The 26,722-nt window shown below is 67.6% G+C and carries 26 protein-coding genes; 12 read left to right on the top strand and 14 right to left on the bottom strand.

Going from position 1 to position 26,722, the window contains the following annotated elements; all coding sequences use genetic code 11:
• Positions 1-983: 983 nt before the first annotated feature.
• Both OG985_RS49895 and OG985_RS49890 read right to left on the bottom strand, forming a co-directional pair.
• Complete coding sequence (locus tag OG985_RS49895; RefSeq protein WP_371674791.1) at positions 984-1,826, bottom strand: GNAT family N-acetyltransferase; 843 nt, start codon at positions 1,824-1,826, stop codon at positions 984-986.
• Between the two features lie 190 nt (positions 1,827-2,016).
• Positions 2,017-2,715 carry a hypothetical protein gene (locus OG985_RS49890; protein WP_331718640.1) on the bottom strand — a complete coding sequence of 233 codons (699 nt, stop codon included), beginning with the start codon at positions 2,713-2,715 and terminating at the stop codon, positions 2,017-2,019.
• 468 nt (positions 2,716-3,183) lie between these two features.
• On the opposite strand from OG985_RS49890, the gene OG985_RS49885 reads away from it, so the two are divergent.
• Complete coding sequence (locus tag OG985_RS49885; RefSeq protein ID WP_331718639.1) at positions 3,184-3,396, top strand: DUF1918 domain-containing protein; 213 nt, start codon at positions 3,184-3,186, stop codon at positions 3,394-3,396.
• Between the two features lie 388 nt (positions 3,397-3,784).
• Here the strand turns inward: OG985_RS49885 and OG985_RS49880 are convergent, their stop codons facing one another.
• Positions 3,785-4,534 (bottom strand): transposase family protein, encoded by a 750-nt coding sequence (locus OG985_RS49880; RefSeq protein ID WP_331718638.1) that lies wholly within the window; start codon positions 4,532-4,534, stop codon positions 3,785-3,787.
• A 484-nt stretch (positions 4,535-5,018) separates the two neighbouring features.
• Between OG985_RS49880 and OG985_RS49875 the strand changes: the two genes are divergently transcribed.
• From OG985_RS49875 to OG985_RS49865, 3 genes are all read left to right on the top strand, one after another.
• Positions 5,019-6,227 carry an IS701 family transposase gene (locus OG985_RS49875; RefSeq protein ID WP_371674790.1) on the top strand — a complete coding sequence of 403 codons (1,209 nt, stop codon included), beginning with the start codon at positions 5,019-5,021 and terminating at the stop codon, positions 6,225-6,227.
• A 67-nt stretch (positions 6,228-6,294) separates the two neighbouring features.
• Complete coding sequence (locus OG985_RS49870) at positions 6,295-6,429, top strand: hypothetical protein (RefSeq protein ID WP_371674789.1); 135 nt, start codon at positions 6,295-6,297, stop codon at positions 6,427-6,429.
• A 105-nt stretch (positions 6,430-6,534) separates the two neighbouring features.
• Positions 6,535-7,062, top strand: a complete 528-nt coding sequence (locus tag OG985_RS49865; protein ID WP_331718636.1) for a hypothetical protein — start codon at positions 6,535-6,537, stop codon at positions 7,060-7,062.
• 741 nt (positions 7,063-7,803) lie between these two features.
• Here the strand turns inward: OG985_RS49865 and OG985_RS49860 are convergent.
• The gene (locus OG985_RS49860; RefSeq protein ID WP_331718635.1) at positions 7,804-8,367 is read right to left on the bottom strand and encodes a Uma2 family endonuclease; all 564 of its coding nucleotides are present in this window, start codon (positions 8,365-8,367) and stop codon (positions 7,804-7,806) included.
• Positions 8,368-8,592: 225 nt separating this feature from the next.
• Positions 8,593-10,800 carry a putative transposase gene (locus OG985_RS49855; protein WP_331718634.1) on the bottom strand — a complete coding sequence of 736 codons (2,208 nt, stop codon included), beginning with the start codon at positions 10,798-10,800 and terminating at the stop codon, positions 8,593-8,595.
• Positions 10,801-10,914: 114 nt separating this feature from the next.
• On the opposite strand from OG985_RS49855, the gene OG985_RS49850 reads away from it, so the two are divergent.
• Positions 10,915-11,757, top strand: coding sequence for an IS5 family transposase (locus OG985_RS49850; protein ID WP_331718633.1), 843 nt, complete (start codon positions 10,915-10,917; stop codon positions 11,755-11,757).
• A 94-nt stretch (positions 11,758-11,851) separates the two neighbouring features.
• A complete protein-coding gene (locus OG985_RS49845) occupies positions 11,852-12,394 on the top strand; it encodes a hypothetical protein (RefSeq protein ID WP_331718632.1) in 543 nt (180 codons plus the stop codon).
• Positions 12,395-12,432: 38 nt separating this feature from the next.
• Here OG985_RS49845 and OG985_RS49840 read toward each other — a convergent pair whose 3' ends face one another.
• The 9 genes from OG985_RS49840 to OG985_RS49800 form a co-directional block, all read right to left on the bottom strand.
• Entirely contained in the window at positions 12,433-12,969 is a 537-nt protein-coding gene (locus OG985_RS49840) for a hypothetical protein (RefSeq protein WP_331718631.1), read from the bottom strand.
• 37 nt (positions 12,970-13,006) lie between these two features.
• On the bottom strand, positions 13,007-13,579 hold the full coding sequence (locus OG985_RS49835) for a transcriptional regulator (protein WP_331718630.1): 573 nt from the start codon (positions 13,577-13,579) through the stop codon (positions 13,007-13,009).
• Positions 13,580-13,676: 97 nt separating this feature from the next.
• Positions 13,677-15,233 (bottom strand): helix-turn-helix domain-containing protein, encoded by a 1,557-nt coding sequence (locus OG985_RS49830; protein ID WP_331718629.1) that lies wholly within the window; start codon positions 15,231-15,233, stop codon positions 13,677-13,679.
• A gap of 22 nt (positions 15,234-15,255) precedes the next feature.
• A complete protein-coding gene (locus tag OG985_RS49825) occupies positions 15,256-16,698 on the bottom strand; it encodes a hypothetical protein (protein ID WP_331718628.1) in 1,443 nt (480 codons plus the stop codon).
• A gap of 276 nt (positions 16,699-16,974) precedes the next feature.
• Positions 16,975-17,253, bottom strand: coding sequence for a helix-turn-helix domain-containing protein (locus tag OG985_RS49820; protein WP_371674788.1), 279 nt, complete (start codon positions 17,251-17,253; stop codon positions 16,975-16,977).
• An 82-nt stretch (positions 17,254-17,335) separates the two neighbouring features.
• Positions 17,336-17,809, bottom strand: coding sequence for a PCC domain-containing protein (locus OG985_RS49815; RefSeq protein ID WP_331718626.1), 474 nt, complete (start codon positions 17,807-17,809; stop codon positions 17,336-17,338).
• Between the two features lie 28 nt (positions 17,810-17,837).
• Positions 17,838-18,815 (bottom strand): asparaginase, encoded by a 978-nt coding sequence (locus OG985_RS49810; protein ID WP_331718625.1) that lies wholly within the window; start codon positions 18,813-18,815, stop codon positions 17,838-17,840.
• A 41-nt stretch (positions 18,816-18,856) separates the two neighbouring features.
• Entirely contained in the window at positions 18,857-20,494 is a 1,638-nt protein-coding gene (locus tag OG985_RS49805) for a helix-turn-helix transcriptional regulator (protein ID WP_331718667.1), read from the bottom strand.
• Between the two features lie 518 nt (positions 20,495-21,012).
• Positions 21,013-21,351 carry a GntR family transcriptional regulator gene (locus OG985_RS49800; protein ID WP_371674787.1) on the bottom strand — a complete coding sequence of 113 codons (339 nt, stop codon included), beginning with the start codon at positions 21,349-21,351 and terminating at the stop codon, positions 21,013-21,015.
• 598 nt (positions 21,352-21,949) lie between these two features.
• Here OG985_RS49800 and OG985_RS49795 point away from each other — a divergent pair.
• From OG985_RS49795 to OG985_RS49770, 6 genes are all read left to right on the top strand, one after another.
• The gene (locus OG985_RS49795) at positions 21,950-22,363 is read left to right on the top strand and encodes a hypothetical protein (protein ID WP_371674786.1); all 414 of its coding nucleotides are present in this window, start codon (positions 21,950-21,952) and stop codon (positions 22,361-22,363) included.
• 334 nt (positions 22,364-22,697) lie between these two features.
• Positions 22,698-23,006 carry a WhiB family transcriptional regulator gene (locus tag OG985_RS49790; protein ID WP_331718621.1) on the top strand — a complete coding sequence of 103 codons (309 nt, stop codon included), beginning with the start codon at positions 22,698-22,700 and terminating at the stop codon, positions 23,004-23,006.
• Positions 23,007-23,212: 206 nt separating this feature from the next.
• Positions 23,213-23,428 carry a DUF5999 family protein gene (locus OG985_RS49785; RefSeq protein ID WP_331718666.1) on the top strand — a complete coding sequence of 72 codons (216 nt, stop codon included), beginning with the start codon at positions 23,213-23,215 and terminating at the stop codon, positions 23,426-23,428.
• A complete protein-coding gene (locus OG985_RS49780) occupies positions 23,421-23,549 on the top strand; it encodes a hypothetical protein (protein ID WP_371674784.1) in 129 nt (42 codons plus the stop codon). Before OG985_RS49785 ends, OG985_RS49780 begins: the two co-directional genes overlap by 8 nt.
• Before the next feature lie 55 nt (positions 23,550-23,604).
• Positions 23,605-24,798, top strand: a complete 1,194-nt coding sequence (locus OG985_RS49775) for a hypothetical protein (RefSeq protein WP_331718620.1) — start codon at positions 23,605-23,607, stop codon at positions 24,796-24,798.
• Between the two features lie 237 nt (positions 24,799-25,035).
• Complete coding sequence (locus OG985_RS49770) at positions 25,036-26,676, top strand: FtsK/SpoIIIE domain-containing protein (RefSeq protein WP_331718619.1); 1,641 nt, start codon at positions 25,036-25,038, stop codon at positions 26,674-26,676.
• The last annotated feature ends 46 nt before the right edge of the window (positions 26,677-26,722 follow it).

The raw sequence follows: 26,722 nt of genomic DNA, 5'->3' as shown, positions 1-26,722 counted from the left end.
ATCGCGCGATCCCTTCTTCACCGGCCTCTACGTCGAAGCCTCGCGCGGCGCCGGCCGCGTTCTCATCCCGTCGCTTTCCATCGTTGCTGCTGAGCGGCAGGACGCCGGCGCGGGCAGGCACGCGGCATCGCTGCGGTTCGCGGAGAGCGTCCCGTTCACCGCCGCTCATGCGGTGGATGCGATGGACTGGAGAGATACGGATTGGCCGGTGGCTCACGCGGCTGCCATCGCCTGGCAGGCAGTGAAGGCGGGGGATCCGATCACGGTCCTGTCACTGGACCCCGAGCTGTATGCGGGCACCGGCATCACCCCGCTGAACCCCACCTGACAGTGAGGATGTGAGTGGTGGTTCTGCTGATGCGTCTGACTCGCCACCTGACTGACGTCTTGGACTGTCCTGTTTGGGATTGTCGGCGCGTCGGCGGGGCCTCCATGCACGCGGCGGACGGGCGCTTGTGACTTCATAGCTTGGTCGAGAAGCCCCGTCACTGTCTTGTCCACCCGCCCGGCCGGCGCGTGCCGCCCTCGGAACGGACTCACAAGGACGGACATGACCAGCATGACGCACGACGGCCCGGAGATCACCGGCGGAGTCGACCCATGGTCTGACGCACCACGGGGCGGTGATCGACTCCATCGGCCGGCACCTGGCCGACCGGGAGTTCCCCGCCTCCATCCGCGGTTACCGAGACCTTCTGGACTGGATGCGCTCTCATGTGGTGAGCTCGTCGCGGTGGGAGTTGAGGGCACCGGCGCCTACGGAGCCGGGCTCGCCCGCGTGCTGACCGCGGCCGGGAACGACGGCGAGGCCCCGCCGAAAGCGCAGCCCGGCGCACAGGGTGGAGCTTTGGCGGGGAGGGGAGGGGATGCTGGCACCGTAGTGCAGCGTGGAGCCACGGTGCTGGCGCACTGCCGGTGTCCCGTGTCTGTGTCGCTCGGCCAGGCGACCGGCCCGCTCTGGCCCGGACCGGGAGCCGCGCTGGCTAGGGGCGGCGGTGGTGGATGGTCAGGGTGTCGAGGGCGGTGAAGCCGCCGCGGGTCAGGAGGTGGGCGGCGGCCTGGTCGTCTTCGTCGGTGTGGGCGATGAGGCTGGTGGCGCCGCGGGTGTGGGCGGTGTGCAGGCACAGGGCCAGCAGGTGGGAGCCGATGCCCCGGCGGCGGCGGTCGGCGCGGACGGCCAGGTGCCACAGCAGCCAGTGGTCGTTGCTGGTGTGCAGGATGGCGGTGGCCAGCGCGCTGCCGTCGGTCTCGGTCAGCGTCAGCTGCACGCCGGACGGATTGGTCAGCGGGCGCAGCTCGGCGAGGGGGAAGACCGGCCGGGGCGGGGCGGGGGCCAGCGGGTGGTGGAAGTAGAGGTGGCTGCTGGCGGGGGTGAACCCGGCCGCGCGCAGGGCGCGGGTGGTGGCCGGGCGGCGGCGCTCGGCGATGCCCGGCAGGGCGAAGGCGACCGTATCGGGCGGTTGGGTGGGGCCGGTGCCGGCGTACAGGGTGCGCACCGGGCCGAGGCGGGCCCGCGCCGCGGCGATCAATGCGGCCAGCGTGTCGAAGTCCTCGCGCGCGTGCAGCCAGCCGATCAGTCCGGCACCGTCGTACGTGCGCACCGTGCTGTGCACCACGCCGCCGATCGCGCCGTCGGCTCCGGTCAGGACCAAGGTGACCGTTTCTGCCAGGCCGTCCCGTCCCGGCCCGGTGACCAGGCGCGGGTCGGGCGCGGGGCGGCCGGGCAGCCGGTCGCCTGCGATCAGCGCGAGCACCAAAGGCTGATCAGCCGGTTCCATCAGCCGTACCCGCACACCGCCTGCCACCTGCACTCCCGCCGCCCGCACCAGCTTCTCCTCTTGTTCCGCTGCTTGAGGTCCCTCGGGCCGCCGAGTCGTGCGCGGCTCGGTGACCCAAGGGGGTGGAGGCACCTTATCCCCGCAGAGCTCACTTTTCGGTAGTACGCCGTGGTTACGGGCGGGGGGATACCGCCTACTCACGCAGCGTAGAAACCCGCCGTTCAAGAACAGGGGAACGTCACATGTACTTGGGAAGGATGGTCTGGGCGACGATGTGACCCGCGGTGTCGTAGACGGTGACGCTGCGGACGAAGCTGTGTACCTGCTTCTTGTCTGACACGCTCAGATGCGGAAGCTTAGGGAGCTTGCTGGTGGCGTACCAGGCGCCCCAGCCGGGCTTGCCGGCGAGCTTCACCACGGTGCCGGCGATGGTGCCGTCCTGGGTGACGACCTTGACCCGGGCCGCGTCGCCCTTGCCCAGGTAGAGCCCGGACAGGAAGTAGTTCTTGCCCACGGGTTCCTGCTGCATGCTGGCACCCTGGCCACCCATGTTGCCGTCGACCGCGCTACGGAACTGGCCCTCCGGCATATCCGGGGTGGACCAGTGCTTGCCGTCCTTGGTCAGCCACAGCTTCACCCCCGGGGCGGCCTGCACCCGCTCACCCGGCGCCACCACCCGCACCGCCGAAGCCGACGGGATCGTGGTTGCCGGACGCGCTGCGGTGTGGGTCTGTACCGGCGCGGCGATGTGAGGGGCGGTGATCGCCAGGGGCGCCAGCAGCAGGCCACAGCCGACCGCCAGTCCTGCGGCCCGACGGCGGCGTCGTGCGTGGCTGGCCTTCTCGATGGCGGCCAGCGGGACGGGAGACGGTGTGATGTCGTAGGCGGCGTCGGCGAACACCTCACGCAGCCGCTCGGTGTCGGGCCGGGAAGTCATCGGGTTGCCTCGTTGGGGCTGGTGCGGTCGTGTCGGACGTGGGTGATGTGACCGCACGAGTCGTGTTGACACCCCGCGTGTCCTTGACGAGGCCGGGCGCGTTGAGCAGGCGACACGACGCGTGCAACGTGTTGGCGGTCTCGATCTGTCTCTGCCCGGTGGCGGGTCGGGCCGCGCTATCACCCGGCGCACCGGCCGGGTGACGCGGCGGCCCCGGGACAAAGACCCCGAGGCCGTCTTCGTGTCTGACGGCGCCGGGCCACAGCCCCGGGCTGGCATAACCGGGTCGACGGGTGCCGGTCCACGCCCCTGGACCAGGCCTGTTGCCGAACTGTGCGGCGCTCCGCGCTCTGGTCGGGCTCGGGGGCTTCGCGCGTCTGGGGGTGCGACATGGTCGCGGGGGCGGGACACTGCCCATGCTGGACTGGTTTTCCGGCCCCGGCCGGGCAACAGACAAGGGGGCCTGTGATGCGGGCTCAGGTGGGTGAGGTGCTGCGGTTCGCCGGCCGCAGGGTCGGGATGGCCGAGCAGCGGGCGGTGGTGACCGTCGTGCTGGGCTCAGACGGGCAGCCGCCGTACCGGGTGCAGTATGAAGACGGCCGCCAGACAGAGATCTTCCCCGGCCCGGGCTGCTGTGTCGAGACCGGTGAGGCCCACCGGGTCTCCCCGCGCGGGGACTGACAGGGTGGTGCGGCATGCCGCGGCGGCTGATGTCGGTGGAGCTGACACCGGACGGATATGTGATCTCGTGCCCCGGGTCGGATGTGGTCGGGCGCGGGCCAACCGAGTCGGACGCGTGGCGGGATTTCTGGGCTGCGGCGCGGGCGAGCTGGACGCCGCCGCCCACAGACGGACTGCCGGCAGCCTCGGGTGACCGGCTGCCTCCGCGCCGGTTGACCTGGCGAAGGATCCACACGATCCGGGTGCGGGACCTGTTCGGCTGACCCGCCATGCGGCTTCCCCGGCCGATATTCCCGTGTCTGAATGTGTCACGTCCGAGGAGGATGAGCCCGTCGCGAAAGTCTATGAAGCCGTCGTCGCTGCACCCGCCCTCAACCAGGAGCCTTTTTCACGTGTAGATCATGAGGGTGAGGATCGCGGCAGCTACTGACGTGAGTCTGTTCGGACTGACGCGGGCATGCCGGAAGATCCGCCACTGCTTGATCCGGGAGATGGTTCGCTCGACGGGAGCACGCAGTGCGGCGTGGACCTTGTTCGACGTCTTGTGCTTGTCGGGCAGTTCGGTTCCGGGCCGTCGTTTGATCGGGGTGATCACAGTGCCGCCGGTCCCGACGTACCCTTTGTCCGCGAGGATCTCGAGGTCCAGTCGCGCGCAGGTGTCGACGATGGCGTGCTCGCGGGCGGCCGTCACATCGTGGGTGCCGCCCGGAAGGGCGGGTGACATCCACAGCAGTTTGCCCTCTTCTGCCGCAATGACCTGCAGATTCACGCCCTCGCGGCGGACCTTGCCGGAGAAGTGCCCCGGCGCCTGGACCCGGTCGGTCTCCGCGACGGTGCCATCCAGCAGCACGTAGCCGTCCGTGTGATGACTGGTGAGCGCCTCGGTCAACGACGGCGCGTGCTCCGCAAGTTGCCCGATCGTGTGGTTCACGTAGCGCCAGGCGGTGGCCGTGCTGATGCCGAAGCCTGCGGCGATCTGTTCGAGGGTGTCGTGCTTGCGCAGGTAGACCAGGGTGCACCGGGCCCGGTCGTACGGACGCAGTCTGCAGCGCCGGCCGGCTTCACAGGACGCGATCACCATCGTGACCAGCTCCAGGAGCTCCGGATCGACATCGCATCCGGCAGGATAGGAGAACACGGGGCATCTCCGCAGGTGAAGGTTATGTCTGGCGACTCTCCAAACCAACGGGATGCCCCGTTCGGCACGCCACCGTCAACACTTCACCGACGCTCACCCGCAGGCCGTACAAGTGAAAAAGGCTCCAGGTACGCGGCTCCCCATAGCGGCCACAGGTAGGCGGAATGCCGCGTTTCGACATTTTTTATGGCGAAGTCGACGATTTCCACCGACAATCTCCACATCCCGCCCGGACCCTTCGACCCCCGACTCGACCTGCACAAACCCGAACCACAGCGCTGAGCCTCCCAACGGTGGGCGTTCGGCAATCCATGCCGACTGGAGCGAAGTACTTCCATCAAGATCGTGATCTTGCCTGCCAAGAGCCCACCCGATGCCCATCCGGGTTGAGCAGCGATTACTTGGACGCGTGGCCGTCCGGTACTACAGCCGGTCGTTCACGTGACGTGATGGTGATCGGTCTCGTTGGTGGTGTATGGGGCTGATGCTGCCGCCGGGTCTGGTCCGGCGTGATGAGTTGACCGCGGACGAGGTCCGGTGCTGGGACGCGGATCTGGAGGCGTTGTGTGCGTCGGTGGACGATGTGTTCTGTCGGCCGGCTTCGCGGGAGAATCTGCGGGCGGTGGTGCGTGGGCTGTTGTCGGATGTGCCGCGCAAGAACATGTGGCAGGTTGCGGAGGCGGCCGGGCATGCCTCGCCGGACCGGCTGCAGGACTTCCTGGCCCGTGCGTCCTGGGACGCGGATGAACTGCGGGACCGGGTGCGGGAGTTCGTGGTGGACTCGCTGCGGGACCAGGATGCCGTGCTGATCGCGGACGAGACCGGTGACATCAAGAAGGGCACCAAGAGTGCCGGCGTGGCCCGCCAGTACACGGGTGTCACTGGACAGGTCGAGAACGCCCAGGTCAGCGTGCACCTCTCCTACGGATCCTCGCGCGGGCGGGCGATCATCGACCGGGAATTGTATGCCGGGCAGCACTGGGCGGGCCATGGCGAGGAACACCGCCGGCGCTGCGAGGAGGCCGGGGTGCCCGAGGAACGGGCCCGCACCGTGGTCACCAAGCCGGAGCTGGCCCGGCGCATGGTCGAGCGCGCCCTCGCCGCGGGGGTGCCCTTCACCTACTTCCTGGCCGACGAGCTCTACGGCGGATCGCGGTCCCTGCGTGCCTGGCTGGAAGACCACCAGGTCCGCTACGTGATGGCGATCCCGAAGAACGAGGTCCTGCCGCTCGCCGACGGCCGTGCCCAAGAAGCCCGGCAGCTGTGGGCGAGGGTGCCCGAAACGGTGCTGGAGCGCCGCTCGTGCGCGGACGGCGCCAAAGGCCCGCGCGCCTACGACTTCGCAGCCGTCCACCTGGCCGACACCCCACACGGCCTGGCACGGACCCTGCTGATCCGCCGCTCCACCGTGCCGAACAAAAAGAACAACAACGGTGAACTCGTCTGCGAGGCGGCCTACTTCCTGTGTCACCACGCCCCCGGCACCACTCCGGCCGAGCTGGTGATCGCCGCTGGTCAGCGATGGATGGTCGAGGAGACCTTCCAGGCCGCGAAGAACGAGGCCGGCTTCGACCAGCACGAAGTGCGCAAGTGGATCTCCTGGTACCGGCAGACCACCGTGTGCATGCTCGCCCTGGCCTTCCTCGCCGACGTGCGGAGCCGACGCATACGCCCCCACCGAACCACCCCCTGAGCGCACCGATCCAGCCGACGAGCACGAGGAGGCCGCCGTTCCGCTGTCCCTGAACGAGATCCGCCGCATGTACGACCGGATCGTCCTGGCCCCCGCCCGCGCCGCCAGGACCTGGCTCGCCCTGCACTGGAACCGCTGGCGACGCCGCCACCAGACACAAGCCCGCATCAGCCACTACCGCCAACGAGACCACCCACCGTAACAACACCGGCTGTAGTACCGGGGCGCGTCCTCATTGATGTAACCAGCCAGCACGGCTGGTGGACCCACTCCCCAGCTCATGGGGTCCCGGAAAAAGAGGACCAGCATGTCATTTCTTCGCAAGGCACTCGCCCTGGTAGGCACCGGTGCCGCAGCGGCCACGCTCGTCGCGCTGCCCGCCTCGTCCGCCTCCGCGGCGACCCTGCAGAGCAACCGGGTGACGCTGAACAACGTCTGGTTCTCTGCGGTCGACGACGACAGCACCATCTTCGGATCGAGCTTCGAGTACGCCTCCGGCTGGGCCGCGCAGAAGACCTTCCTCATCGGCCCTGGCCAGACGAGCGTCTACGATAACGAGGGCATCAGGTCGGTCTGTGCTGGCAACGAGGTCGACGGCGTCGTCAACACAGAGATCGAGCAGGTTCCCGGCACTGCCGGTGACGTCAGGGTGACCGTCTACTTCGAACTGCACGAAGGCAACTACTGCTACAACCCTGACGTGGACAGTCTGGCCTCGAAGACCTTCTACGTCCGCCCCGGAAACACCCATCTGAAGTTCAAGACCAACCCGTCGAACGAGGGCAGCAAGGACGCGGTGAACATTGACTTCTGGGTGGCCAACACCCGCTACTGATCACAGGCATCACTTCGCGGATCTCCAGCCACACAGCGAGCGACGCGACAGAAACGGCCGACGGGACGCGGGATGGGAGCTGGGGAGCTTTCCCCGCCCCGCCGGGCCCACCAGATGAGAAAACGGGCCGGTACCTGACAACCACACCGCCCGGCGGACCAGAGCCTGCCGCCCCCAGGCCCCGCCTCATCCCCGATGCGCCGGCATCTTCAAAGATGCCGGCGCATCGACGCGCACGGGGGCATCGCAAGCGCGATGCGAGCCCAGACCTTCCTCGACACGTCGAACGCCACCCACCGCTCATCCATCACTCATCGTGAGCATTCGGCAGGCCGCCGGTCTCGGGCGTATCTCCTCCCAAGACCTCGCCGAGGCTCTCGCGGCGTACGTGAGCGAGCAGACGTCGACCGGGGACGCGTCGCCCTGACGGTTGTCGCCTCACTGCTCCGCACCCTGGGCGGGGTGCCGGCCTCCGGGCGGCGCGCGGAGGGCCGCCGCCCGACGCGCGATGCCAAAAGGGCCGGGCCCGGCCCTTTTCCCGAGCCCCGCCGTGCTTCTGTGTCTGCGCCCCACCCACCACCAACCATCACAAGGGCGCAGGCAGGAACGGAGGGAGAGGGAAAAGGGTTGTCGGGGGGCCTGGTCAAGGGGTCTGACCTGCGTACCTCGTGAGCACGCCCGCGAGGGTGCCGGTAGGGGGTGCGGTAGGGATGCTGGTAGGGGGATTGGCGGGCCTGTTCGCTACTGGCGGGCCAGGCCCGCCGGGTCGATGTCCACCGGGAACGGCGCGTCGATGCGGGTGGTGGTGCCGGCGAGGGCGGTGACCGTTTCGACGTACCGGCCGCCGTGGAGCTCGCTGACGATCAGGCGCGGAGCGGGCTCGAACTCCAGGCGCCAGAAGTGCGGGATCGCGGCCTCGGCGTAGAGCAGGGGCTTGAACTTGCGGTCCATCGTCTTGTTGCCCGGGGAGACGAGTTCGACTATGAGCTGGACGGCGTCGGCGTCCACGCTCACGGTGTCCTCGGCGGTGGCGCCCGCGTCGGTGACCACCAGGTCGGGCACGACCAGGCCGGACGGCAGGACGACGTTGATGGCTTCCAGGACTTCCACCGGGGCGCCGGCCGCGCGGGCCGCGGCATCCAGGATGACGTGGAGCCGGAATGACGCCCGCTGGTGACGGACTCCGGGAGCGGGCGACATCACCAGGGACTCTCCCAGCAGCTCATAGCGGGTCGTACGATCTTCCGGTAGCGCCAGGACGTCATCGACGGTCCACGGGCCTGTGTGATCAGTAGCAACGCTCATCGACTCCACCTCCTCCAGTTCGAGCGGTTCTCTCAGTGTGCCGCTGGCGATGTGTCGTTGTCTGCGCCGGTCCGGGATGCTCGCGCATTGTTGGATTTAGAGCTCGCGCAGATAGACGTCGTGGGGAGCCCCCAGCGACAAGGTGGGCACAGGTCCCGGTGATCATGGAGTTGCGACGCTCTGTGATTACTGGGGGGACCCAGACCTCCGGAATCGGGTTCTTGATCACTGTTGAGTCGGGGTGAGGTGGTAGGTGATCGGGCGGGGGTCGCCGGGGAGGTGGGGTGGGGTCTGGTTGATTTCGTCGATCAGCAGGGTCAGGGCGTGGGTCAGGCGGGGGCTGCCGGGTGGGTCGAGGGTGACGGTGATCTTCTTCGGCTGGTAGTCGAGGGTGCCGTGGAGGTGGAAGAGGCTGCGGGTCAGGGTCCGGTACTCGTTGTTGTCGCGCAGGTAGTTGTTGAGGCGGTCGGCGAGCCAGAGTTCGGTGTTGTAGGCCAGCATCCGCAGCACCATCTGGAGGGTGCGCCGCCCGGTCGCGGGCAGGGCACGCTGCCGGCCGGGGTGGAGCTGGTTGGCGGGGATCTTGACCGAGATCTGCTTCAGCTCGGTCTTGGCGGTGGTCAGGGCCTTTTTGGCCTCGTCCACGTCGGTGCGGGCGGCGGGGATCTGCTGGTTGATCTTCGCGACGGGGCGGAGCGGGGACTCGATGAGGCGGGCCAGGCGGCGTTCGGCGGCGGCGAGGTCCTTTTCCCGGTCGCGGACGGTCTGCAGGGCGGCGGCGCGGGCGGGGTTGTCGACCGGTGTGGTGTCATCGGTTTCGGTCATGCGGTAGTCGCACAGCCAGTCGATGCCGTGCAGGCGGGCCAGGTCCTTGATGGCGTTCTCGATCCGCCAGCGCGAGCGCAGCCAGGCAAGCAGCGACGCGGCGCCCGCGGTCATGTCACTGGTCAGCACCTGCAGTCGCAGCACCCCGTCCTCGAACAGGGAAAGCTGCCGGCACACTCCGTAGCCGTCGAACTCCACCAGCTCATCCGCCAGATACACCACCTCGCCCGATCCGGCTTCGGCTCCGGCTTCGGCTCCGGCTCCGGCTCCGGCTCCGGCTCCGGCTCCGGCTCCGGCTCCGGCTCCGGCTCCGGCTCCGGCTCCGGCTCCGGCTCCGGCTCCGGCTCCGGCTCCGGCTCCGGCTCCGGCTCCGGGGGAAGGGTAGGGGTGGGCGGTGGGCTTGATGAGGGAGATCTTCAGTTTGCCGCGCCGGTAGGTGATCCAGTCGGTCTCGAAGGACCGGCAGACGTTGAACACGCTCGCGTAGGCGCCGCCGCGGTCGAAGCCGAGCATCAGTTTCGCCGCGGGGCCGGTGATGGCCCGCAGTTGTTCCAGTGCCTCGGGCAGGGTCCGGGTCAGCCCCGAGGGCTCGCCGGTGAGGAACGCCACCGCGCGGCCCCGGTAGTCGGTGACGAGCGTGTCACCGTGGCCCTTCTGGGCCTGCTTGCGTTTGTTGTTCCAGCCCCGGCCCACCGGGCGGGCCCCGGCATAGGGCACGAAGTGATCGTCCACGTAGTACACGCCCAGCGCGGGCGCGTCCACGGCCAGCATCGCCGCGGCCAGCTGCCGCTGCACCGCCAGGGGATCGCACGCATCGGCGATCGCCGCCAGCTGCGGGCGCAGCGTGCGCAACTCCGGGAGGCGGGCCAGGCCCGCCAGCGCGCCGGCCTCCCGCCGGTCCAGCAGTTTCGCCCCTTCGAGCGAGGAGATCCCCAGCCCGAACGCCAACGTCACCGCGCACAACAACGCGGCGTCATCAGCCTCGCGCGACGAGGTCGTCCGCAACGAGGCGAAGGTATCCGGCACTCCGGAGCGGGCCAGGAACGCATGCCCCAGCATCGCCCCTGCATACCGCGAGCGGACCTGCCCAGCCCGCACACCCTCCAGCTCTGGAGCAGCGTCCCCGGCCGGCCCGGGCTGCTCCGCTCCCTCGGCAGGCAGCTGGAGTTCAGGTTGTGGCGCTATCGCGCCATGCCTGGCGAGCAGCAGGCTGATCTGGGAGCGGTGGATGCCCAACCGCGCCGCGATCTGTTCCTGAGACCATCCCTGACCGGCCCACCGCCGGGCCTGCTCCACTTGACGCGGAGACAGCTTCGGGCGCCGCCCCATCGGCTTGACCAGGCCGGCCGAGCCATCCCGGCGGGCCCGCCCGCGAAGCATCGACACGTACTGCGGGGTCAACCCGAAGGCGGTGGCCGCTTCCTGAACCGCGACGCCCGCATCAGTGACGGCCACCACCGCGAGATTACGCATCCCGCGATCCGCCGCGTCATACACGAACAACACCGACACACCGCGGCTGACCAGGCACTTCCCATCGACCTCAACCCGGCGCAGCACAGAGGGTTCCGGCATCCCCGGAAGCTCCAGCACGATGGTCTCGGTCACCAGGAGACCCTATCCATTCGCCAGCCATCTCAACAACTTTCACACAATCAGCACCGCAGAAAGCACGCAGGTCAGCGAGGTTATCCACAGGTCACTACCGGAGGTCTGGGACCTGTGCCCGTGCTTCCATCATGGCTGACTGACCCGCTCTGGGAACAATTCGCGGCGCTGCTGCCCGAGCGCCCTACGGTCGATCCGTCCCACCCGCTGGGGTGCCACCGGCGCCGTATCAGCGACCGGATCGTGTTCGACAAGTTGCTGCAACTCCTGCGGTTCGGCTGCTCCTACCAGGCGATCTCCGACACGACCTGCTCGGCGACCACCATCCGCAACCGCCGCGACGAATGGATCCGGCTCGGCGTCTTTGGCCGACTCAAGCAGATCACGCTGGAGTCCTACGACCGGATCGTCGGGCTCGTGCTCGACCAGATCGCCGTCGACGGCTCCATCACCAAGGCCCCCGGCGGCGGCGAGGTCGCCGGGCGCTCACCGGTCGATCGCGGCAAACAGGGCTTGAAACGCTCGGGCATGACGGATGGTTACGGGATCCCGCTCGGCCGGGTCCTGGCCGGAGCGAACCGCCACGACTCGCCGCTGCTCTCGCCGACCCTGGACCTGCTGGACGACCTCGGGCCGCTGCCCAACGACATCATGGTGCACCTGGACGCCGGCTACGACTCGGACAAGACCCGCGCTGAACTGGCGGCCCGCGACCTGCGCGGACGCATCGCGCACAAGGGTGAGAAGGCGCCGATCCAGGCGAGCCGGCGGTGGCATGTCGAGCGTACGCACGCCTGGCAGAACGCCTTCTACCGCCTTTCCCGCTGCTACGAACGCCGCGCTACCGTCGTCAACGCCTTCTTCGATCTCGCGGACACGATCATCACCATCCGTAGCCTGATCCGTCGAGCCTGGGCCACCCATCGCTGGGACGAACGCCCCCACCGTCGCCCTTGAGTACCCGCCCTGCGCGCCTACCATGAGGCCGAAGCCGCCAGCACAGGATGGGTGACCCGAAGAAGACGGCCAACCGCCGTAGAAAGAAGTCGGCATGCTGCCAGAGTCGGAATTCGCCGTCATCCTCGGGATGTCCCCCGAACAGCGTGCGGCCTTCGTCGCAGGGGTAGCCGAGCGGGTCTTCGACCTGTACATGGACTGCGCACGGCCGTACCGCAGCAACGTTTGGGAAGCGATCACAGCTGCATGGGGCCGGGCATCCGGCGAGACCATACCTGGCGAGACCGCCGCTCGTCTGGCAGAAGCCCTCGATCAAGAAGCAGCCAGCTACTGCGACGATCTAGATGAGAGCATCGACATTCCCTTTGAGGTGATCACCGCCGTCGGCCACGCGCTCAAGGCCGCCTTCTTCGGCGACCCCAAAGACGCTGAAGCGGCCGCGAACTTCGCGACGGGCGGCATCGCCCGCGCAGCTCACGCATGCAACGACGATCAGGACAGGGCAGTACAGGAAGAACTCGGCTGGCAACTCGACTGGCTGCGTTACGTCAGTACGACCGAGGCGGAAGCCACCCGCGACGGATTCTCAGCACGCACAGTGACCAAGCCGACTTGGTATCTGCGCTGGGAGAACTGAACCCGCCAAACTGCACCGCCACCAATCTGCGTGACCTCTTAGCGGTTCCATGGGGCTACGTTGCCTGCAGGGTCAAGGACTGCCGCGGCGCGTAGAGCGCGGTGATCTGCCTGGGCAAGTTCTCGGTCCTGCGCGGCCGTACGGGCCGGGTCGGCGTCAAGGGGGCGGCCTAGAGCCTCATACATCTCCCGTCGGCCCTGCCTGTGTTCCTCGCTTCCACGACGCTCTACCCATTGCCGCAATTGCTGCGCGGCTTCGGCTTCGCTAATGGTGTGCAGATATCCGAAAGCGGCTTCGACGAAAGTCGCGCAGTTTGTCCAACCGGAAGGCTTGCTGTCTTGGTATACGGAGATGGCAGCAAATAGCAGGAGTTCCTTTTCGGAGCCATTTTCTCCCCATACCTTTGGTGCAATATTCGACATGACGTAAGCGGCACCATACGAGCAGGCTTCTATCGGGTCTGACTCTCGAGCGGCTTCCACCAGAAGAACGTTTGACGGGTCCTCCAGTCCCTCAAGCCAGTCCGCCACGAACGCGCGAAGATTGTGACCGGCCACTTCGTATGGGTCCTTCACCGTTCTTATCCTTCCTCTGATCTCTTTTGGAACGCATTTACGCGGCGAAGCCGACGTTCGTGACGTACTCGTACTGGCCCCATTGCGAGCCGAGGTCGATGACCTGGTCGACCCACGCTTCATCGAGTTCTTGGTCGTCGCCGGTGGCCCAGGCGGCGACGATCCGGTCCCAGCGGCGGACGTTCATGTGCCGGAATTCCACCGCCCGTTGGTGGGGCCGGTCTACTTGGGACTGGTTGAGCGGGTGAATCTCGACCCGGGTTCCGCGGCCTTCCCGGTTGAGGCGGGCGAGCAGGTAGCGGGCGACGTTCTCGCGCCGCACCGTGCGGTAGGCCTGCTCGATCTTCTCCAGCGTGGCGCGGCGCGGGGTGATGGTGCCGTCGCGCCAGCCTTTGAGCTGCGCCTTGCTGGGGGTGAAGCCGGCGGCCGCGGCGGCGGTGCGGGCGTGGGTGGTGCGGGTCAGGTAGTTGAGGCGGGCGGTGAGGCCGCGGCGGGCGGTGATGGGGGTGGCGATGTAGCCGGCGAGGTTGTCCAGCTGGCGGGCGACGGCCTCGTGGCCTTTGATGCCGCGGGCCCCGTACTTCCCGAACTCGATGTTGCGCTCTGGCATGGTCTCCGGTCCCTCAAGTCTGCGATCACTGTACGGGCTTGTGCGGGCCGATCAGCCGTCCCGGCGGGGGCATTGACGCCGGAACGGGTGATCGGCGCTAGGAGGTGCCGTCAGGGGTGTTCTCGGGCTGCTGTGGATCACTGCCGATGGTGTAGACGTCCTTGACCTTCACCTCGGTGACGCCGCGGCCCTCGGGGAAGACCGCCCGCCAGTCACCCACGACGTGGAGTTCGTCGGTGCCCATGGCGCGGACGACCATGAGGCCTTCGTCGTAGGCCTTGAACGCTTTGGTCCACAGGTTCGCGAACGCCTGGGAGCGGATGAGGTGCATCCAGTCGGTGCGGTACAGGGCCCTGTTGTAGTTCGACTCCCCCAGCGTGGACACGAACTTGGAGTACATGGCCTTCACGTACTCCAGCGTCACCTCGTCGCCCTGGCTGATCGCGCGGTCGCGGGCGTCGCGGAGCGTGGTCCGGAACTTCTCCAGCAGGCCCTCGGTGGAGCCGGACGTCCACGATTCGTGGATCTCGGGCGGGTCGCACAGCCCGTACTTCGGGCCGGCCAGGCGCAGCAGCAGCCGCAGCGTCGGTTCGGTGACCCACAGCGGGCCGGGTTCGTCGCGCTGGCCGACCGGGTTGGGCAGGACCGCGTTGTGCTCCCACACGGGCGGGGCGATCAGGTGCAAGCCGGAGCGCTTCTTGTCGTGCGCGTTGCCGGTGGAGTGTTCGAGCTGTCCCAGCGGCAGGTGCGTCTTGAGGGCGGACAAGTAGGCGCCGTTGATGTCGAGGGCGGTCACCTCGTGGCGGCCGGCCGGGAGTTCGCCCCGCGTCCATTTGGGGCGGGCTTCCCAGATCTGGTCGGCGCCGCGGGCGGTCTGCTTGCGCAGGATGTCCGGTAGCCACGGATGGGCGACGACGTCGTAGCGGCCGCCCTTACGCGTGTGGTCGAGCAGGGCCATCGCGTCGGGGATCGCCCGCTTCACCAGCGCGGCCGTCGCCGCCTCCACGTCACCGGCGTGCTCCGCGAGGACGGCCGCCACGGCGGAGCCGATCGGGTCCGCTCCGGTGTCGGAGGCCGCCTGTACCCGGCGGCCGGCCGCCACGACCTTGACGCCGCCGCGCGCCGCCCTGTTGGTACGCGCGTCGGCCGCCGGCTGCCGAGTCTTGTGCTGCGGGGCGGGTGTCTCCGGCTGTGCGGGCGTGGCGGTCTGGGGTGGCTCGTCTGTGCCGCACTCGGCGGGGTCCAGGTGCTGGGGGAATCCTTCGACCTGGTGGCGGGCCGGCTGCCCGCACAGCACGCACGGCTGCGGCGCGGTCAGTTCGCCGACGTCGTCTGTGTCGACGGCCTGGTCTGTTTGCGCCGGTGCGTCTGCGGGTTTGTCGGCGGGGGCCGGCGCCTGTGTTTCGGCCGTGTCCAGCTTGGTGCGGGCTCCTTCGAGGAAGTACGCGTACTTCTCGCGGGTCTCGCCTGCCGGGTCGCGCCCGGATTCCCAGCCCCCGATCGTGGACGGGCTGACTCCTAGGGCCGATGCGAGCTGGGCGCGCGAGAGGTGCAGCTCCTCGCGCAGCCGGCGCCGCTCCTGGGCAGGCGGCAGTGGAGCCAGGTTGGGCGCCGTGGCCGCGAGCAGGGCGTCAATGGCCTGGAAATTCGTCATTGTCTGTCCCTTCTGCGACAGGTCACGGTGCGTCGACGGTCTGTACAGCGGACACAGCCGCCGCTACGGCCTGCTGCCAGTCTTCCGGGCCGTCCGGGTGGCCGGTGGGTTCAGCAGATGCTTCGGTCTGCTGGGTGCAGCGGGCGCAGAGATGGGAACCGGGCAGCGCGAGCCGGTCACAGAACGCGGTGCCGATCTCCCCCTCGCACGACCGATGCGGCGCGGGTGGTGTCGGTGCCTCGAGTACGCGGCTGACCGTTACCCAGGCGTCCGCGGCAGGCGCAAAAGCTTGGGCGGGAAGCTGTCCGCTGAGAAGGGGAGGGGGAGGAGTGATGGCGGACAACCGTGCGGCGATCAGCGCGGCCATCGAGTGGGTGCGCTCGGACGGCTCCGGGTAGGGCCGGTCGATGAGCACGGCGCGGATCTCCTCACTCGAGACCCCCGAGGCCAGCAAACCGGTCACCACGCGCGCCTGGTCGGCCAACGTGGCCCCCATGGCCAGACCCGCTGCGATCTCTGGGTGGTGCCTTCCGATACGGCGCAGTAGCCGCTCTCCGGGAGAGGCCGCTGCGCTGTCGGCCGCTTTCGCCTTCACCGTCCTCCGAGGCGCGGGTGCTTTCTGCTCCTGGTCCTCGATGACGCCGCCGCTTCCGTCCCTCCCTCCGTCCGTGCCGGGATCCGCGCTTTCACCTACAGACACGGACGGATGGACGGAACCCCCACTCTCTGAACGGGAAGTCTTAGCGGAAAGTCTGAACGGGGGGTCGGGAGTCTGCAGGTCAGACCCCGAATCCGGGCTAGAAATCTGGCCCCGCGGGCTAGAAATCTGGCCCCGCGGGCTAGAAATCTGGCCCGTTTCATCGGGCGGGCCAGAAATCTGGCCCGCACAGTCAGCCCTCAGCGCCCGCTTGCGCGCGGCCCGCTCACGCTCTTTACGAACAGCACGCTCCGCGGCCTCCGCGGCAGGCTGACGCACCTCATCAAGGAGTGCGAAAGCGTTCCGCGGGCCGTCATAGCCTCGGCGAGGCCTGTCGTTGATACGAATCCGCAGCGGCGCCCCCGACGCGCTCGCACGGCTCGACGTTTTGATCAACCCGCCTTCCGGAGTACTGATCAGCCCCAGCTGGGACAGCTCCGACAGCAGCGATCGCAGACGGGCCAGACTCGACGGCTGCGCCTGCTCGCCCGGCTTCATCTGCTTGGACGGCAACAAGTGGCACAGCTGCAGCAGCGTCAGCTTCCGCACCGGTCCGCGCTTCTCGATCACCAGCGCACGCATGATCCAGTACAGACGCACACCACTGTCCCGCAGCTGCGGGCACAACGGAATCCAGTCGTGCAGCTGGCTGGTGTAGAAACCGTCATCGTCATCAGGACCTAGGAGTTCCGCACGCTGACTGGTGTCGGAGCCCGCGTCGTACCCGAACAGATCGGGTCCGGCGGAAGGATCTTTACGGCCTTGCAAGGGTGGGTCATCTCCCCAGGTAGGGGAGCCATGACCAGCAAATGTGACCTAGCAGGACCCCGGAGTAGTGGCGGCGCGCAATCGAGAGCGCATACTCTGGGTATAGGTGACCACGCAGGCCCACGGGCCTACGGGCATCACCCGGCAGACGAGGTCACCTCGCTGCTCACGACTCGAGAGCTTTGCAGGGTCAAGAGTCGAAACGTTGGGAAGCGGCTTCCGTTGTGGCGACGGGGGCCGCTTCGCGTTTACGGGGGGCGGCTAGACACGCCCACGTCAGCCGGCCTCCGCTAGCGTGAAGCCTTCAGCAGCCTCCGGGTGTTGCTGGGCCCAGCCCTTGAGGAGGCGCAGGTAGGCGGCACGGGCTTTGGGGCGTGGCATGGACTGGCCATTCTCCCAGCGCAGGAAAGCCATGCGATGTACGCCGAAAGCTTCGGCGACTTCTTCCTGAGTCAAGCCGGAAGCTTTGCGAAGCTTGGCCCTGACCTCAGGAGAAGGCAGGACGTCAGCTGGCCGGCTGAGTAGGTCGTCCACGGCCTCGAAAAGGTTGGTCATCACTCCTCCTTCCCACGTGTGATCGGAACTGTACATGGATTGCTGCGTTCAGTGGTGCATTGAGGCACTGTCAGTTTTTCGGTCACGCACCGTTTCCCGCCCCGAAGGTCAATAGGGGTACGTCGTAGAGGTCAGGGTTCCTGGGTCGCGTCATCACGGGCGCAGTGATCTCGACCACGAGCATCTCGACAAGAAACTGGACGCGGGCACTGAGTAGATGGCTGGTGTGACCAGTGGCTGAGCGGGCCTTCTCCCCCAGCGAGGTATGGATGTGCGGTAGGACGGAGTCCGTCTCTGCGTCGTAGGCGAGCGTTCCGCACCCCATCGCTTCGACGCCGGACAAGTGGACCTTGCTCCAAACCGGGGCCTCAGGGTCCTCCAGTTTCTCGCATGCACCAACGATCTCCGCTTCAGCGAAGCCGGCGATGAACATCGGGATGTAGCCGTGCCGGACGTTGTTCTGGCGGCAGAATGCGTCAAGGGTGGGAAAGAAGTCGTCGCCGTGGTCGAAGTTCACGGCGAAGGTCCGACCGGTCGTCAGTTCGTGGCTACGCAAGATGGGTTCCAAGAGGTGGCTGGGACAGTTACGGGACGCTGCTGAAGGCCTCGGCGATCTGGTCCCTGTCGGCGGAGGTCATCAGTAGCAGCTGCAGAAGGATGCGTGCCTTGATCGGGTCCAGCGTGCTGCCCGAGATCAGTCCACGTCCAAGCAGGTCGGATTCAGAGCCGGGGAAGCCGTAGGTCTGTCGGAGCACGGGGCCCGATCCGGTGCGAGTGGTGAGGACGACAGGCTTGCGTTTCGCAAGATCGCCGAGCGCGTCCACGCACGTCATCGGGACATGGCCGGCGCCGAACGCAGCAACGACTAGGCCGTCAACGTGGTCCCCCAGGACGGGAAGGAGCGTTCCGTCGTCTCCGAGACCGACCGTGAAAATCGCCGTGCGCGCAGGCAGGGTGGTATCGCGCGGGTTGATCGCAGGGGATGTGCTGGGGCGTGCCGTGATCCGCACACGGTCCTCGGCGACGTAGCCGATTGGCCCGGGGTACGAGGTAAAGGCCATGGGACTGGTGGCGTGGGTCTTACGGGCCCAACGCGCGGAGTGAATCTCCTCAGCGAACACCACCATGCACCCCATACCGAGTACCTCGGTGCTGGCCGCGACGCGGATGGCGGCCAGCACGTTCGCTGGGCCGTCTGCCCCTGCCATGCTCGCGTTGCGCATGGCGCCGGTCACCACGATCGGCGTGTCACTGCTGGTGACGAGGTCCAGCAAATACGCGGTCTCCTCGATCGTGTCCGTCCCCTGTGTGACGACCACGCCGTCGACCGCGAGCGTCTCCACCATGATGGCGAGTTCGAGCAGGTCGGAGAAGGCCAGTGAGGCGCCGGGAAGCCTGCGGAAGTCGCGAACCTCGACGTCGATGCCCGTCTCGGCGAGGCCAGGTACGGCCGCGATGAGATCGTCAGCTGACAGTGTCGGCGTTGCGCCGCTGTCCGCTTGGGTCATCGCGATGGTGCCGCCAAGTGAGATCACCGCGACGCGGCGGGCCTTGTCGGCCATGGTCTGTCTTCCCTTCGGGGTCCGTCGGGTTGTGCTCTGGGTCAGTGGTCGGTGGGGAGGGATCCGACGTATGCGCACGCGGCGTCAATGCCAGCTGCTGAGACCAGTCGACTGCGGGACTGGACCAGCCCAGACGATCCGTACCGGGCGAGCTGGCCGCATCGGTCGATCAGCCAGGACCATGGCAGCTCGAGGTACTGCGCAAGCGCGCGGAGCCGTCCAGCGGCTGTTGGCGCGGCGGTAATCGAGTCCGCGTTGACGTCGCGTGCTGCGATCGTGAACTCCCGGACGACGGAGGACCGGGCTGTCACGTCGACGTGCCACATTCCGTCCCCGCGGACCCAGTTGGCGATCACCGCTTCCTTGTCGGGAGCGACTACGAACCCTTCGACGGCTTCGTATGCGGGATCGGCTGTGAACTGGGCATGAATCCCCAGCGATTCCATCAGCGCCACGGCCAGGAACAACAGGATCCGTTCATACCGCGGGGAGGAGCGGACGACTTCCTCCGGGATACAGAAAGCCCGGGTGCTTGTGCTGCCGAGAGCCGTGGTGGTCTCCCGCAGGTACGGAAATTTGTGATCGAAGATCAGCCATGAGCTGGCCTCCTCCCCTCGCTGCTCACGCGTCCAGAACGCGGGTAGCGTCGGCAGATCCGGCAGTGCGCGCAGGATGTGGCGAGCGCAGAAGTCTGAGCCGAGCCACATGTGGGCGACGGTGTTCAGCCCGGGTGCCGCCTCGCGGCTGACCGCAGAGGCAGACAGCCGCTCATACGCCCGTAGGTCGCTGCGCGTCTCGGAAAGGGCCTGGTCATCTGCCTGCAGCGCGTCGTCGTAGTTGCTGACGGCCCACAAGATGCCGTAGGTGAGGTCGTCTAGTTCGTAGGCAGTGGGCGCGGTGACTTCGTACACGCCGCCGCTTCTCGTGAGCTTTGTGCGGGCAGCGCGGCCGTCCAGGGCATAGAAGGTCGGGGGACCTGCGGTGTTGACTGCTCCGACAAGCAGACCGCGATGGGGCCGCGTCAGGAACTCTTCTGCACGCCGCTGGTCAGGTACAGAAACGATCACCCGGCGTCCGTCGATGCGCGCGGGGTGGACCTGGAGTGAGAGCTGGGAGCCGAGCATGGAGCGGCCTCCCGGGAGGAGTGCGTGCCAGTCGACACCGAACTCGGGGGACGGGCGGGACAACCGAAGTCCGGGCCAGCTCGCGGTGAGGCTTTTCGCGAACCCGAAGGGATCTTCCGCAGCTGCTGCGGACGCTGGCATGGGAATGCCAGCCACTGCTGCTGCACCAATCCCCGCGCCGGCGCGCAGGAGTGCGCGTCGATCGAGTGCCACGAGCACCACCGTTCCATCATCGAGACGTCGAGGGACGAAGATCCCCTTGCCGTCCGACGCTGCCGCCTGGGACAGGGCCGTGACCAGGTCCAGCGATGTATCGGATACATGGGACGCCGCATCGGATACATGGCCGAGTTGGGAATCCCGGCCGATCTCCTGCCACAGCTCGATCAGAAACCCGCCAGCGTCAAGCGCCCGGTCGATGAGCTCCACCTCTCCCAGGTCCTTGGGAGGGCGGTCGCCGTTTTCCCATCGCTGCACCTTGGAGTGCGAAACGAACGTCCTAGCGGCCAGCTCCCGCATGGACAGACCATGTGCCTCGCGTAACTCTCGGATCACGTAACCAAGACGGTGCTGAGGCGACTGATCCGGCGTCAGCGCATTCGGCTGCTGCCCCACTTCGAGCCCCCTCCATGTATCCAAGTCCCTGTATCCGGCGGACGGATACAGGACAACCGTAGAAGTCACTGAAGATCACGCCTACACCTGGAGTGGCACCAGTCGGAACCCCCAGGAGGGCGAGATGAACAAGCTTCCGCACGCCGTATCCCACACTGTGGCCGACGCGCATGGCCGGCACGTCGACCTCACGCTCACCGGACCGCCCCTGAGACACCACTGCTCCTGCACGAGCCCCACTGCAGGACCTCGGCCGCGCGGCCGACCCGGCGTCGTAGCCATACGGGTGGCCGCAGTCTTAACCGTCGGCCTGGTCATATCGGTGCTCCTCGTGGTCATCCGCGACATCGTCACCACCGTGGCCAGCACCAGTGCAACCGGACTGATCGTGAAGCCTCTATTGCTGCCTTCCGGCAGGCGAGAGCGATGAGGGCTGTGCCTGACACAGTGACGCCGAGTCAGCTTCTCGTACCGTCACCCGCTTCAAGTCGCTCCAGCCGCTCACTCAGGTCAGCCACCTTCTCTTCCAATCGCTTGATCGCCTGGGAAGTGGGATCGGCCACGGCATCGAGGGCCGACTCCCGGATGAAGGACCCACGGCCTTGATGGGAGTAGACGACGCCCTCTGTGCGGAGATCCGCGAGTGCTCGCTGCACAGTGCCCGGGGCAACGCCGTAGTGGTCTGCGAGTTCCCGGGTGCTGGGCAGCTTGTCGTTGCTCTGCAGTCGGCCGAGCCTGACCTGGTCTTTCACGTCTTGCACGATTCGCTGATAGGGCTGCAGGTCTTCGGCCGTCATGAGCCACATCGTAGAGCTCCCTCGTTGATTTAGACAGCTTCACCAACTTAGTTGACACGGCGCGCGGAGCAGTGCACTGTATCAGTTAAGTTGCGTAAGTCGATTAAGTGGCGCTCGGAAGTTCCTGGTCTGAAAGCGCTCGTTGATTGAGAACTCCATAGCGTGATCCACCACAGCTACAACAGCCGTGACCACACCAGCTGATGTGAGTGGAGACCCGTCGTGAGGCGTCATCACCACTGGTGGTGGCAGTCGGCACGTGCGATGACCCATCAGGTGCTCATTACTGGCGGAGAGCCCGGAGGGCTGACATCCCCACGACGCTAAAGAACGACGCGGCACACCTGTACCGCTGACCCGCCCGGACGGATCTCCCGGTGGCGAGCGGTCCGCGTCCCGTTGAGATCTGGCGCCCACGGCGCCGCGCCAACTTCAGCAGCCTGCGCTGCCTGCTGCTGACCGAGTCCTTGGGGCGCGGTCAGCAGCGGAGTGCGCAGGGCGCACTTCCCGCCTGACGGCGGGCTCAATGCGACGAACCCCCGGGGGTGCCTCCCCGGGGGTTCTTGTCGCAGGTCTCTCTCGCGAAAGGACGACCTGCATGCCCAGCATGACAGCCCTGATCTTTCCTGCCGAGGCTGCCTCCCAGCCTCCGCTGCCGAAGCGTCCGCTCCCGCATGAGCGGACCCCGGACCAGCCGGCTCCGGCCGGTGGCCGGCCACACCCGCCGATGGCACACACCCCCGGCGACCCGATGGTGCTCGAAGCCCTCCGCCGTGTGGTCGACGGTCAGATCGGCCCCCGCCACGTGGGAGCGATCTACCAGAACGTTGACGGGGCTTTCGAGGTCCTCTCCGTCATCCGTGACCCCGAGCGCGCCCGCGGTCTCCTCCGGCGCCGCTGCGCGCAGTGGGCCCTGGTCGTGAAGGACGTCCTGCGTCCAGACGCCGAACCGTTCCCGGTCGGCAGCGCGTGGACGACTTCTGACTACCTCGTACGTGAGGCGGCCGGCTGATGCGTCGTCTGATCGCCGCGTTAGCGCGGCTCACGTCTGCTCCGTGCGGTCAGTGCTCCGTGTGCGGGGCCTGGCTGGAGGGATGGAACGGCGGGGTCTGCGGCGCCTGTAGCTGACCCCGTTCCGCTGAGCCATTTCCGCTCAGCCGACACCGCCACCTCTGTCGGTTGCCTGACACGCCCGGCCCGGCCCCGCACCTCGTGCGGAGTCGGGCCGGGCGGCGTCCAGGGGAGCCGCGCAGCCGCGCACCTCTGCGGCCATAAGGCCGCAGACACGCGAACAGCCCCGGGGGCGCAATCCCCGGGCTGTCGAACGGACCTTCTGGGAGGCCCTGATGAACCGCTCCATCGTACGCATCACCTACTACGGCGCCGTAGCTCCGGCCACTGTCGAGCGCCCCCGCCCGGCCTGCCGTGATGAGGACCCCGACCTGTTCTTCCCGATCGGCGACACCGGCCCGGCGCTGCTCCAGATCGAGGAGGCCAAGGCCGTCTGCCGCCGCTGCCCGCTGATCGAAAGCTGCCTTCAGGGTGCGCTGGAGCGGGGCGAGGACGCGGGCGTGTGGGGCGGGCTGTCCGAGAAGGAGCGCCGCTCCCTGAAGCGCCGCGCCGCCCGCAAGCACGCCGCGGCCGCCTCCGCCTGACTCCCGCCGGACCGGAGCGGCGGGCAACTCCCCGCCCGCCCTGCAGCACCGTCACGAACGGCCGCCCACGCTACGGGCGGCCGGTCCTTCGCACGCCTCCAGCCCGGAAGAGTTCGGGCCCGCACCCCGCAGGAGAGCCCATGCGTAGCAACACCCAGTTCGATACCGCGACGACCGCCACCGGCACGACCCGCCTGCCGGCCTCGCTGTGCACGCACACCCCGAAGTGCCCGACGGCCGACAGCCCGGACCGGGAGGCCGCCCGCGTCGTCGCCAGTCACCTGGAGCAGGGCTGGAACCTGCTCTGCAACGGCGCGATCGTCTTCGACGACACCGGCGAGCTGCTGCCCGACGGCCAGATCGTCGCGCCGCACCGGCCCGCCTCCGCCAACGCGCACGGCTGTGGGGTGCGTCGTGTCTGACGACTTCCAGGACCGCATGTTCAAGGCCAGTGAGGCCGTCTACGAGGCCATCGAGCGCGGCGAGGTCCGCGACGTTGAGGCCGAACTGCTGAAGGCCCAGTTCGAGGCATCCGATGAGTGAGCCCGGATCACGGCAGCCGAACACTCACGCACCTCGCACAGACAACGGAGACGCCATGAAAAAGAAGGAAGAGGCGGAAAAGGAAGGCTTGCGTGTGGAGTTCACCCCGCGCGGGGTGGTGCTCAGCATTCTGGGGTTCGTCACCCTGGGGGTGGCCGTCCTGTCGATGGCTGTCAGCTACCAGATCCTCGAGCCGAAGTTCGGGGCGTGGGCGGTGCCGACCGTGGGCGCTCTGGACGCCCTGTGGTGTGTTTTTCAGGCGACGGAGATCCTGGCCGGCAACAACGCCCGCCGTGTCCGGCGCGTGCAGTACGCCGGACTCGCGCTCACGGCCGTCAACGCAGCCATCCCCACCATCGACTTGATCATGTCCGCGCGCGGCGGTTTCGACCTGGCCATGGTGCTCACGCCGATCGCCATCGTCGCGACCAAGCTCGCGTGGTGGATTGCGCTGCCCTCCCTGGGCCGGAAGGCGTCCGCGGGCACGCGGGAGCACATCGAGTCCAAGCGGCAGGAGGTCGCCGACCGCCTGGAGGAGATGGAGGCGGAAGCCGCGCACCGGATCGAGCTGCTGGCGCTCGCGACCGAGCTGGAAGAGCGAGTGGCCAAGGCGGAGACGGCCTACCGCAAGTCGCAGCTCAAGACGCAGCAGACCATGACCGAGAAGCTGCACAAGCAGGCGGAGGCCACCGCGACCACTGCCGCCGAGAAGATCCTGCCGACCTCGGTCGCGGCGATCCAACTGCCGGAGCTCGGTACGTGGACGCCCACGGCGCCCGCCCTGCCCGTCACGGCCGACCGTGACGGATCCGGCCCTCACCCCCTCGCTCTGCCGGGCGGCCGTGACGCATCCGGCACGGATGCGGAGGGCAGTCACGCAGGTCAGGGCGATACGGGCGGAAACCGTCACGGTGAGGGTCACGGTGGCCGTGGCGCAGGCCGTGACGCCGTCACGCTCGCGCAGCTCGCAACCGTCACGGGCGTGCCCACGCCGGAGCCCGGCGAGACGCTGACCGACGCCCAGATGGACGTCGTGCTGCGGCACCTGCGCTACCGCGACGATCCGCCGGCCTCCTACCGCCAGGCCGTCGGTGACTACCGCGAGGCCGGTTTCGTCGGCAGCGAGAAGCGCATTCGCCATGCCTGGGGAGCCCTGCTGTCCAAGGAGGAGAGCGACGCCCAGGCCGACGTCCCGGCTGACACCGAGACGGAAGAGGCCAAGGAGGAAGAGCCCGAAGACGCAGCCTGAGCATCCCTGTCCGGCACCACCAGTGAGGGCCAGCCCGCAGCCTGCGGGCTGGCCCTTGCTGCGACTGCCGGAAGCACGCACGACCGCAGTCGACCTGGTGCAGACCCGGCGAGTGACCCGGCGAGCGAGACGGAACCGTCCGCAGACCCGGCAAGCAGACCCGGCGAGCACCACACCACCCGCAGAAGCCGAACACGTGGCGGGGGCGCCCGTGTTCACGACCACCACGGAGAGCATGTGGGAAGGAAGAAACAGCAGGCCAGCGCCATGGCCGCTGACGATGGGTACGGGCAGGCGGCAGGCGCGATCGGCACCCTCGCGATCGCGTTCGGCATCCTCGCCGCCATCAAGGACAAGCTCGGTCTGTCCTGGCCGGCCACCGTCCTGCTCACCGCCGGCGCGCTGGTCGCGCTCGGCTACACCGCCTGGCGGACCAAGGCCCTCTTCAAGGCGATGTGGGCGAGAGAGAAGGCGCCGGCGGCAGCTCTGAAGCAGGAATCGTCATCGTCCACGGCATCGGCCGGTGAGGCTGAGGCGGCCGTGGAAAACGTCCCGGTACATCCGGAGTTGACGGCTGCGCTGACCACGGCTGGTGCGATCGGCCGGGACCAGGTCATCCGGCAGGACGAAGCCACCGTCACCGACGTCCAGACCGGCAGCCTCTACGACTTCCTCGTGCCCAAGGGGCGTACCTATGAGGACGTCGAGAAGAAGTTGGGCACGGTGGCCGGCATGTTCGGCGTGACCCGCCTGCATCTGAAAATGGAGCGCAGCCGGGACAACGAACGGCGCGTCAAGCTCCTCAAGCTGCACGAACCGCCGTTCACCCACCCGTTCCCTGCCCCGACCCGGCAGGAGATCGTGACGTTCGCGGGGGTGCCGCTCGGGCATGACGTCACCGGCCAGCTGGCCGGTGTGCCCACGTTCGACAAGGCGTCCATGCTGGTCGCCGGCATGACCCAGATGGGCAAGACCACCCTGATCAACGGGCTCATCACCTGCCTGCTGATCGCCTACGGCGACTTCGAACTGTATCTGCTGGACGGAAAGTTCTGCGGACTGACCCGGTTCGAAAAAGCCGCCTTCCGCTACGAGTCGTCCGACGATCCTGCCGTCTACGAGGACATGGTCGATGAGCTGAACGGCCGCTCGGACAGGCGTTACGCGGAAATCAAGGAAGCCGTCCAGGACCGGAAGCCGTTGCCGAAGTTCAAGCCGGTCATCTTCATCGTGGATGAGGCGGCCGACTTTTTCACCAGCGATGAATCCAAGGAGGGAAAGGAAGACGCCCGGCGGATCGCGGAAAAGACCCGCTCGTTGGTCGCGAAATCCTTGGAATCGGGGATCTCCACGATTCTCATGACCCAGCGTCCGTCTACGAACGCCATTCCGGTCATGGTCCGCGATCAGTTCCTCTACCGGCTGTGCCTGTACGTGGCATCGTCCGGAACGGCCAAAGTCGCCCTCGGGGACACCTACTTCGAGACGGTCGCGCCGATCAATCCGGCGCTCCTGGACCCGGACATCAAGGGCCAGGCCGTCCTGTTCACCCAGGGACGCTCCACGCTGCTCCGCGGATTCAACTTCGAGGATCAGTTCATCTGGGACGTAGTCGACGAAGTGATCGACAGGCAGAAACAGGCGATCGAAGCGATCCCGGAATCTCCGCTCACCAAGGCAATCGCCTTGCTGCGGAGCAACGAGGCAGATTTCATGACCACGGCAGAACTGGCGCCCGCACTCGGCATCCATGAGGACGACGCCACCGAGCGCGGAAAGCAACTGAGCAATTTGCTCGGTGTTTCCGCCAGCCGCACAGGGAAGGGCCGCGGCTACCTGCTGGCCGACCTCATCAAGGCCGCCAAATCCGGCTCGTGACCGTCACGAGGCACCGGCAGACCACCGTCACAGCACCGTCAACCAC

Source organism: Streptomyces sp. NBC_00289, from assembly GCF_041435115.1.
GTDB lineage: Bacteria > Actinomycetota > Actinomycetes > Streptomycetales > Streptomycetaceae > Streptomyces.
This window is presented reverse-complemented; position numbering and strand designations above follow the sequence as displayed.

Excerpts from the sequence above, each read along its gene's own strand:
- OG985_RS49890 (WP_331718640.1), bottom strand. The coding sequence starts at position 2,715 with ATGACTTCCCGGCCCGACACCGAGCGGCTGCGTGAGGTGTTCGCCGAC.
- OG985_RS49885 (WP_331718639.1), top strand. The coding sequence starts at position 3,184 with ATGCGGGCTCAGGTGGGTGAGGTGCTGCGGTTCGCCGGCCGCAGGGTC.
- OG985_RS49875 (WP_371674790.1), top strand. The coding sequence starts at position 5,019 with ATGCTGCCGCCGGGTCTGGTCCGGCGTGATGAGTTGACCGCGGACGAG.
- OG985_RS49870 (WP_371674789.1), top strand. The coding sequence starts at position 6,295 with ATGTACGACCGGATCGTCCTGGCCCCCGCCCGCGCCGCCAGGACCTGG.
- OG985_RS49865 (WP_331718636.1), top strand. The coding sequence starts at position 6,535 with ATGTCATTTCTTCGCAAGGCACTCGCCCTGGTAGGCACCGGTGCCGCA.
- OG985_RS49860 (WP_331718635.1), bottom strand. The coding sequence starts at position 8,367 with ATGAGCGTTGCTACTGATCACACAGGCCCGTGGACCGTCGATGACGTC.
- OG985_RS49845 (WP_331718632.1), top strand. The coding sequence starts at position 11,852 with ATGCTGCCAGAGTCGGAATTCGCCGTCATCCTCGGGATGTCCCCCGAA.
- OG985_RS49835 (WP_331718630.1), bottom strand. The coding sequence starts at position 13,579 with ATGCCAGAGCGCAACATCGAGTTCGGGAAGTACGGGGCCCGCGGCATC.
- OG985_RS49830 (WP_331718629.1), bottom strand. The coding sequence starts at position 15,233 with ATGACGAATTTCCAGGCCATTGACGCCCTGCTCGCGGCCACGGCGCCC.
- OG985_RS49820 (WP_371674788.1), bottom strand. The coding sequence starts at position 17,253 with ATGACCAACCTTTTCGAGGCCGTGGACGACCTACTCAGCCGGCCAGCT.
- OG985_RS49810 (WP_331718625.1), bottom strand. The coding sequence starts at position 18,815 with ATGGCCGACAAGGCCCGCCGCGTCGCGGTGATCTCACTTGGCGGCACC.
- OG985_RS49800 (WP_371674787.1), bottom strand. The coding sequence starts at position 21,351 with ATGACGGCCGAAGACCTGCAGCCCTATCAGCGAATCGTGCAAGACGTG.
- OG985_RS49795 (WP_371674786.1), top strand. The coding sequence starts at position 21,950 with ATGCCCAGCATGACAGCCCTGATCTTTCCTGCCGAGGCTGCCTCCCAG.
- OG985_RS49790 (WP_331718621.1), top strand. The coding sequence starts at position 22,698 with ATGAACCGCTCCATCGTACGCATCACCTACTACGGCGCCGTAGCTCCG.
- OG985_RS49775 (WP_331718620.1), top strand. The coding sequence starts at position 23,605 with ATGAAAAAGAAGGAAGAGGCGGAAAAGGAAGGCTTGCGTGTGGAGTTC.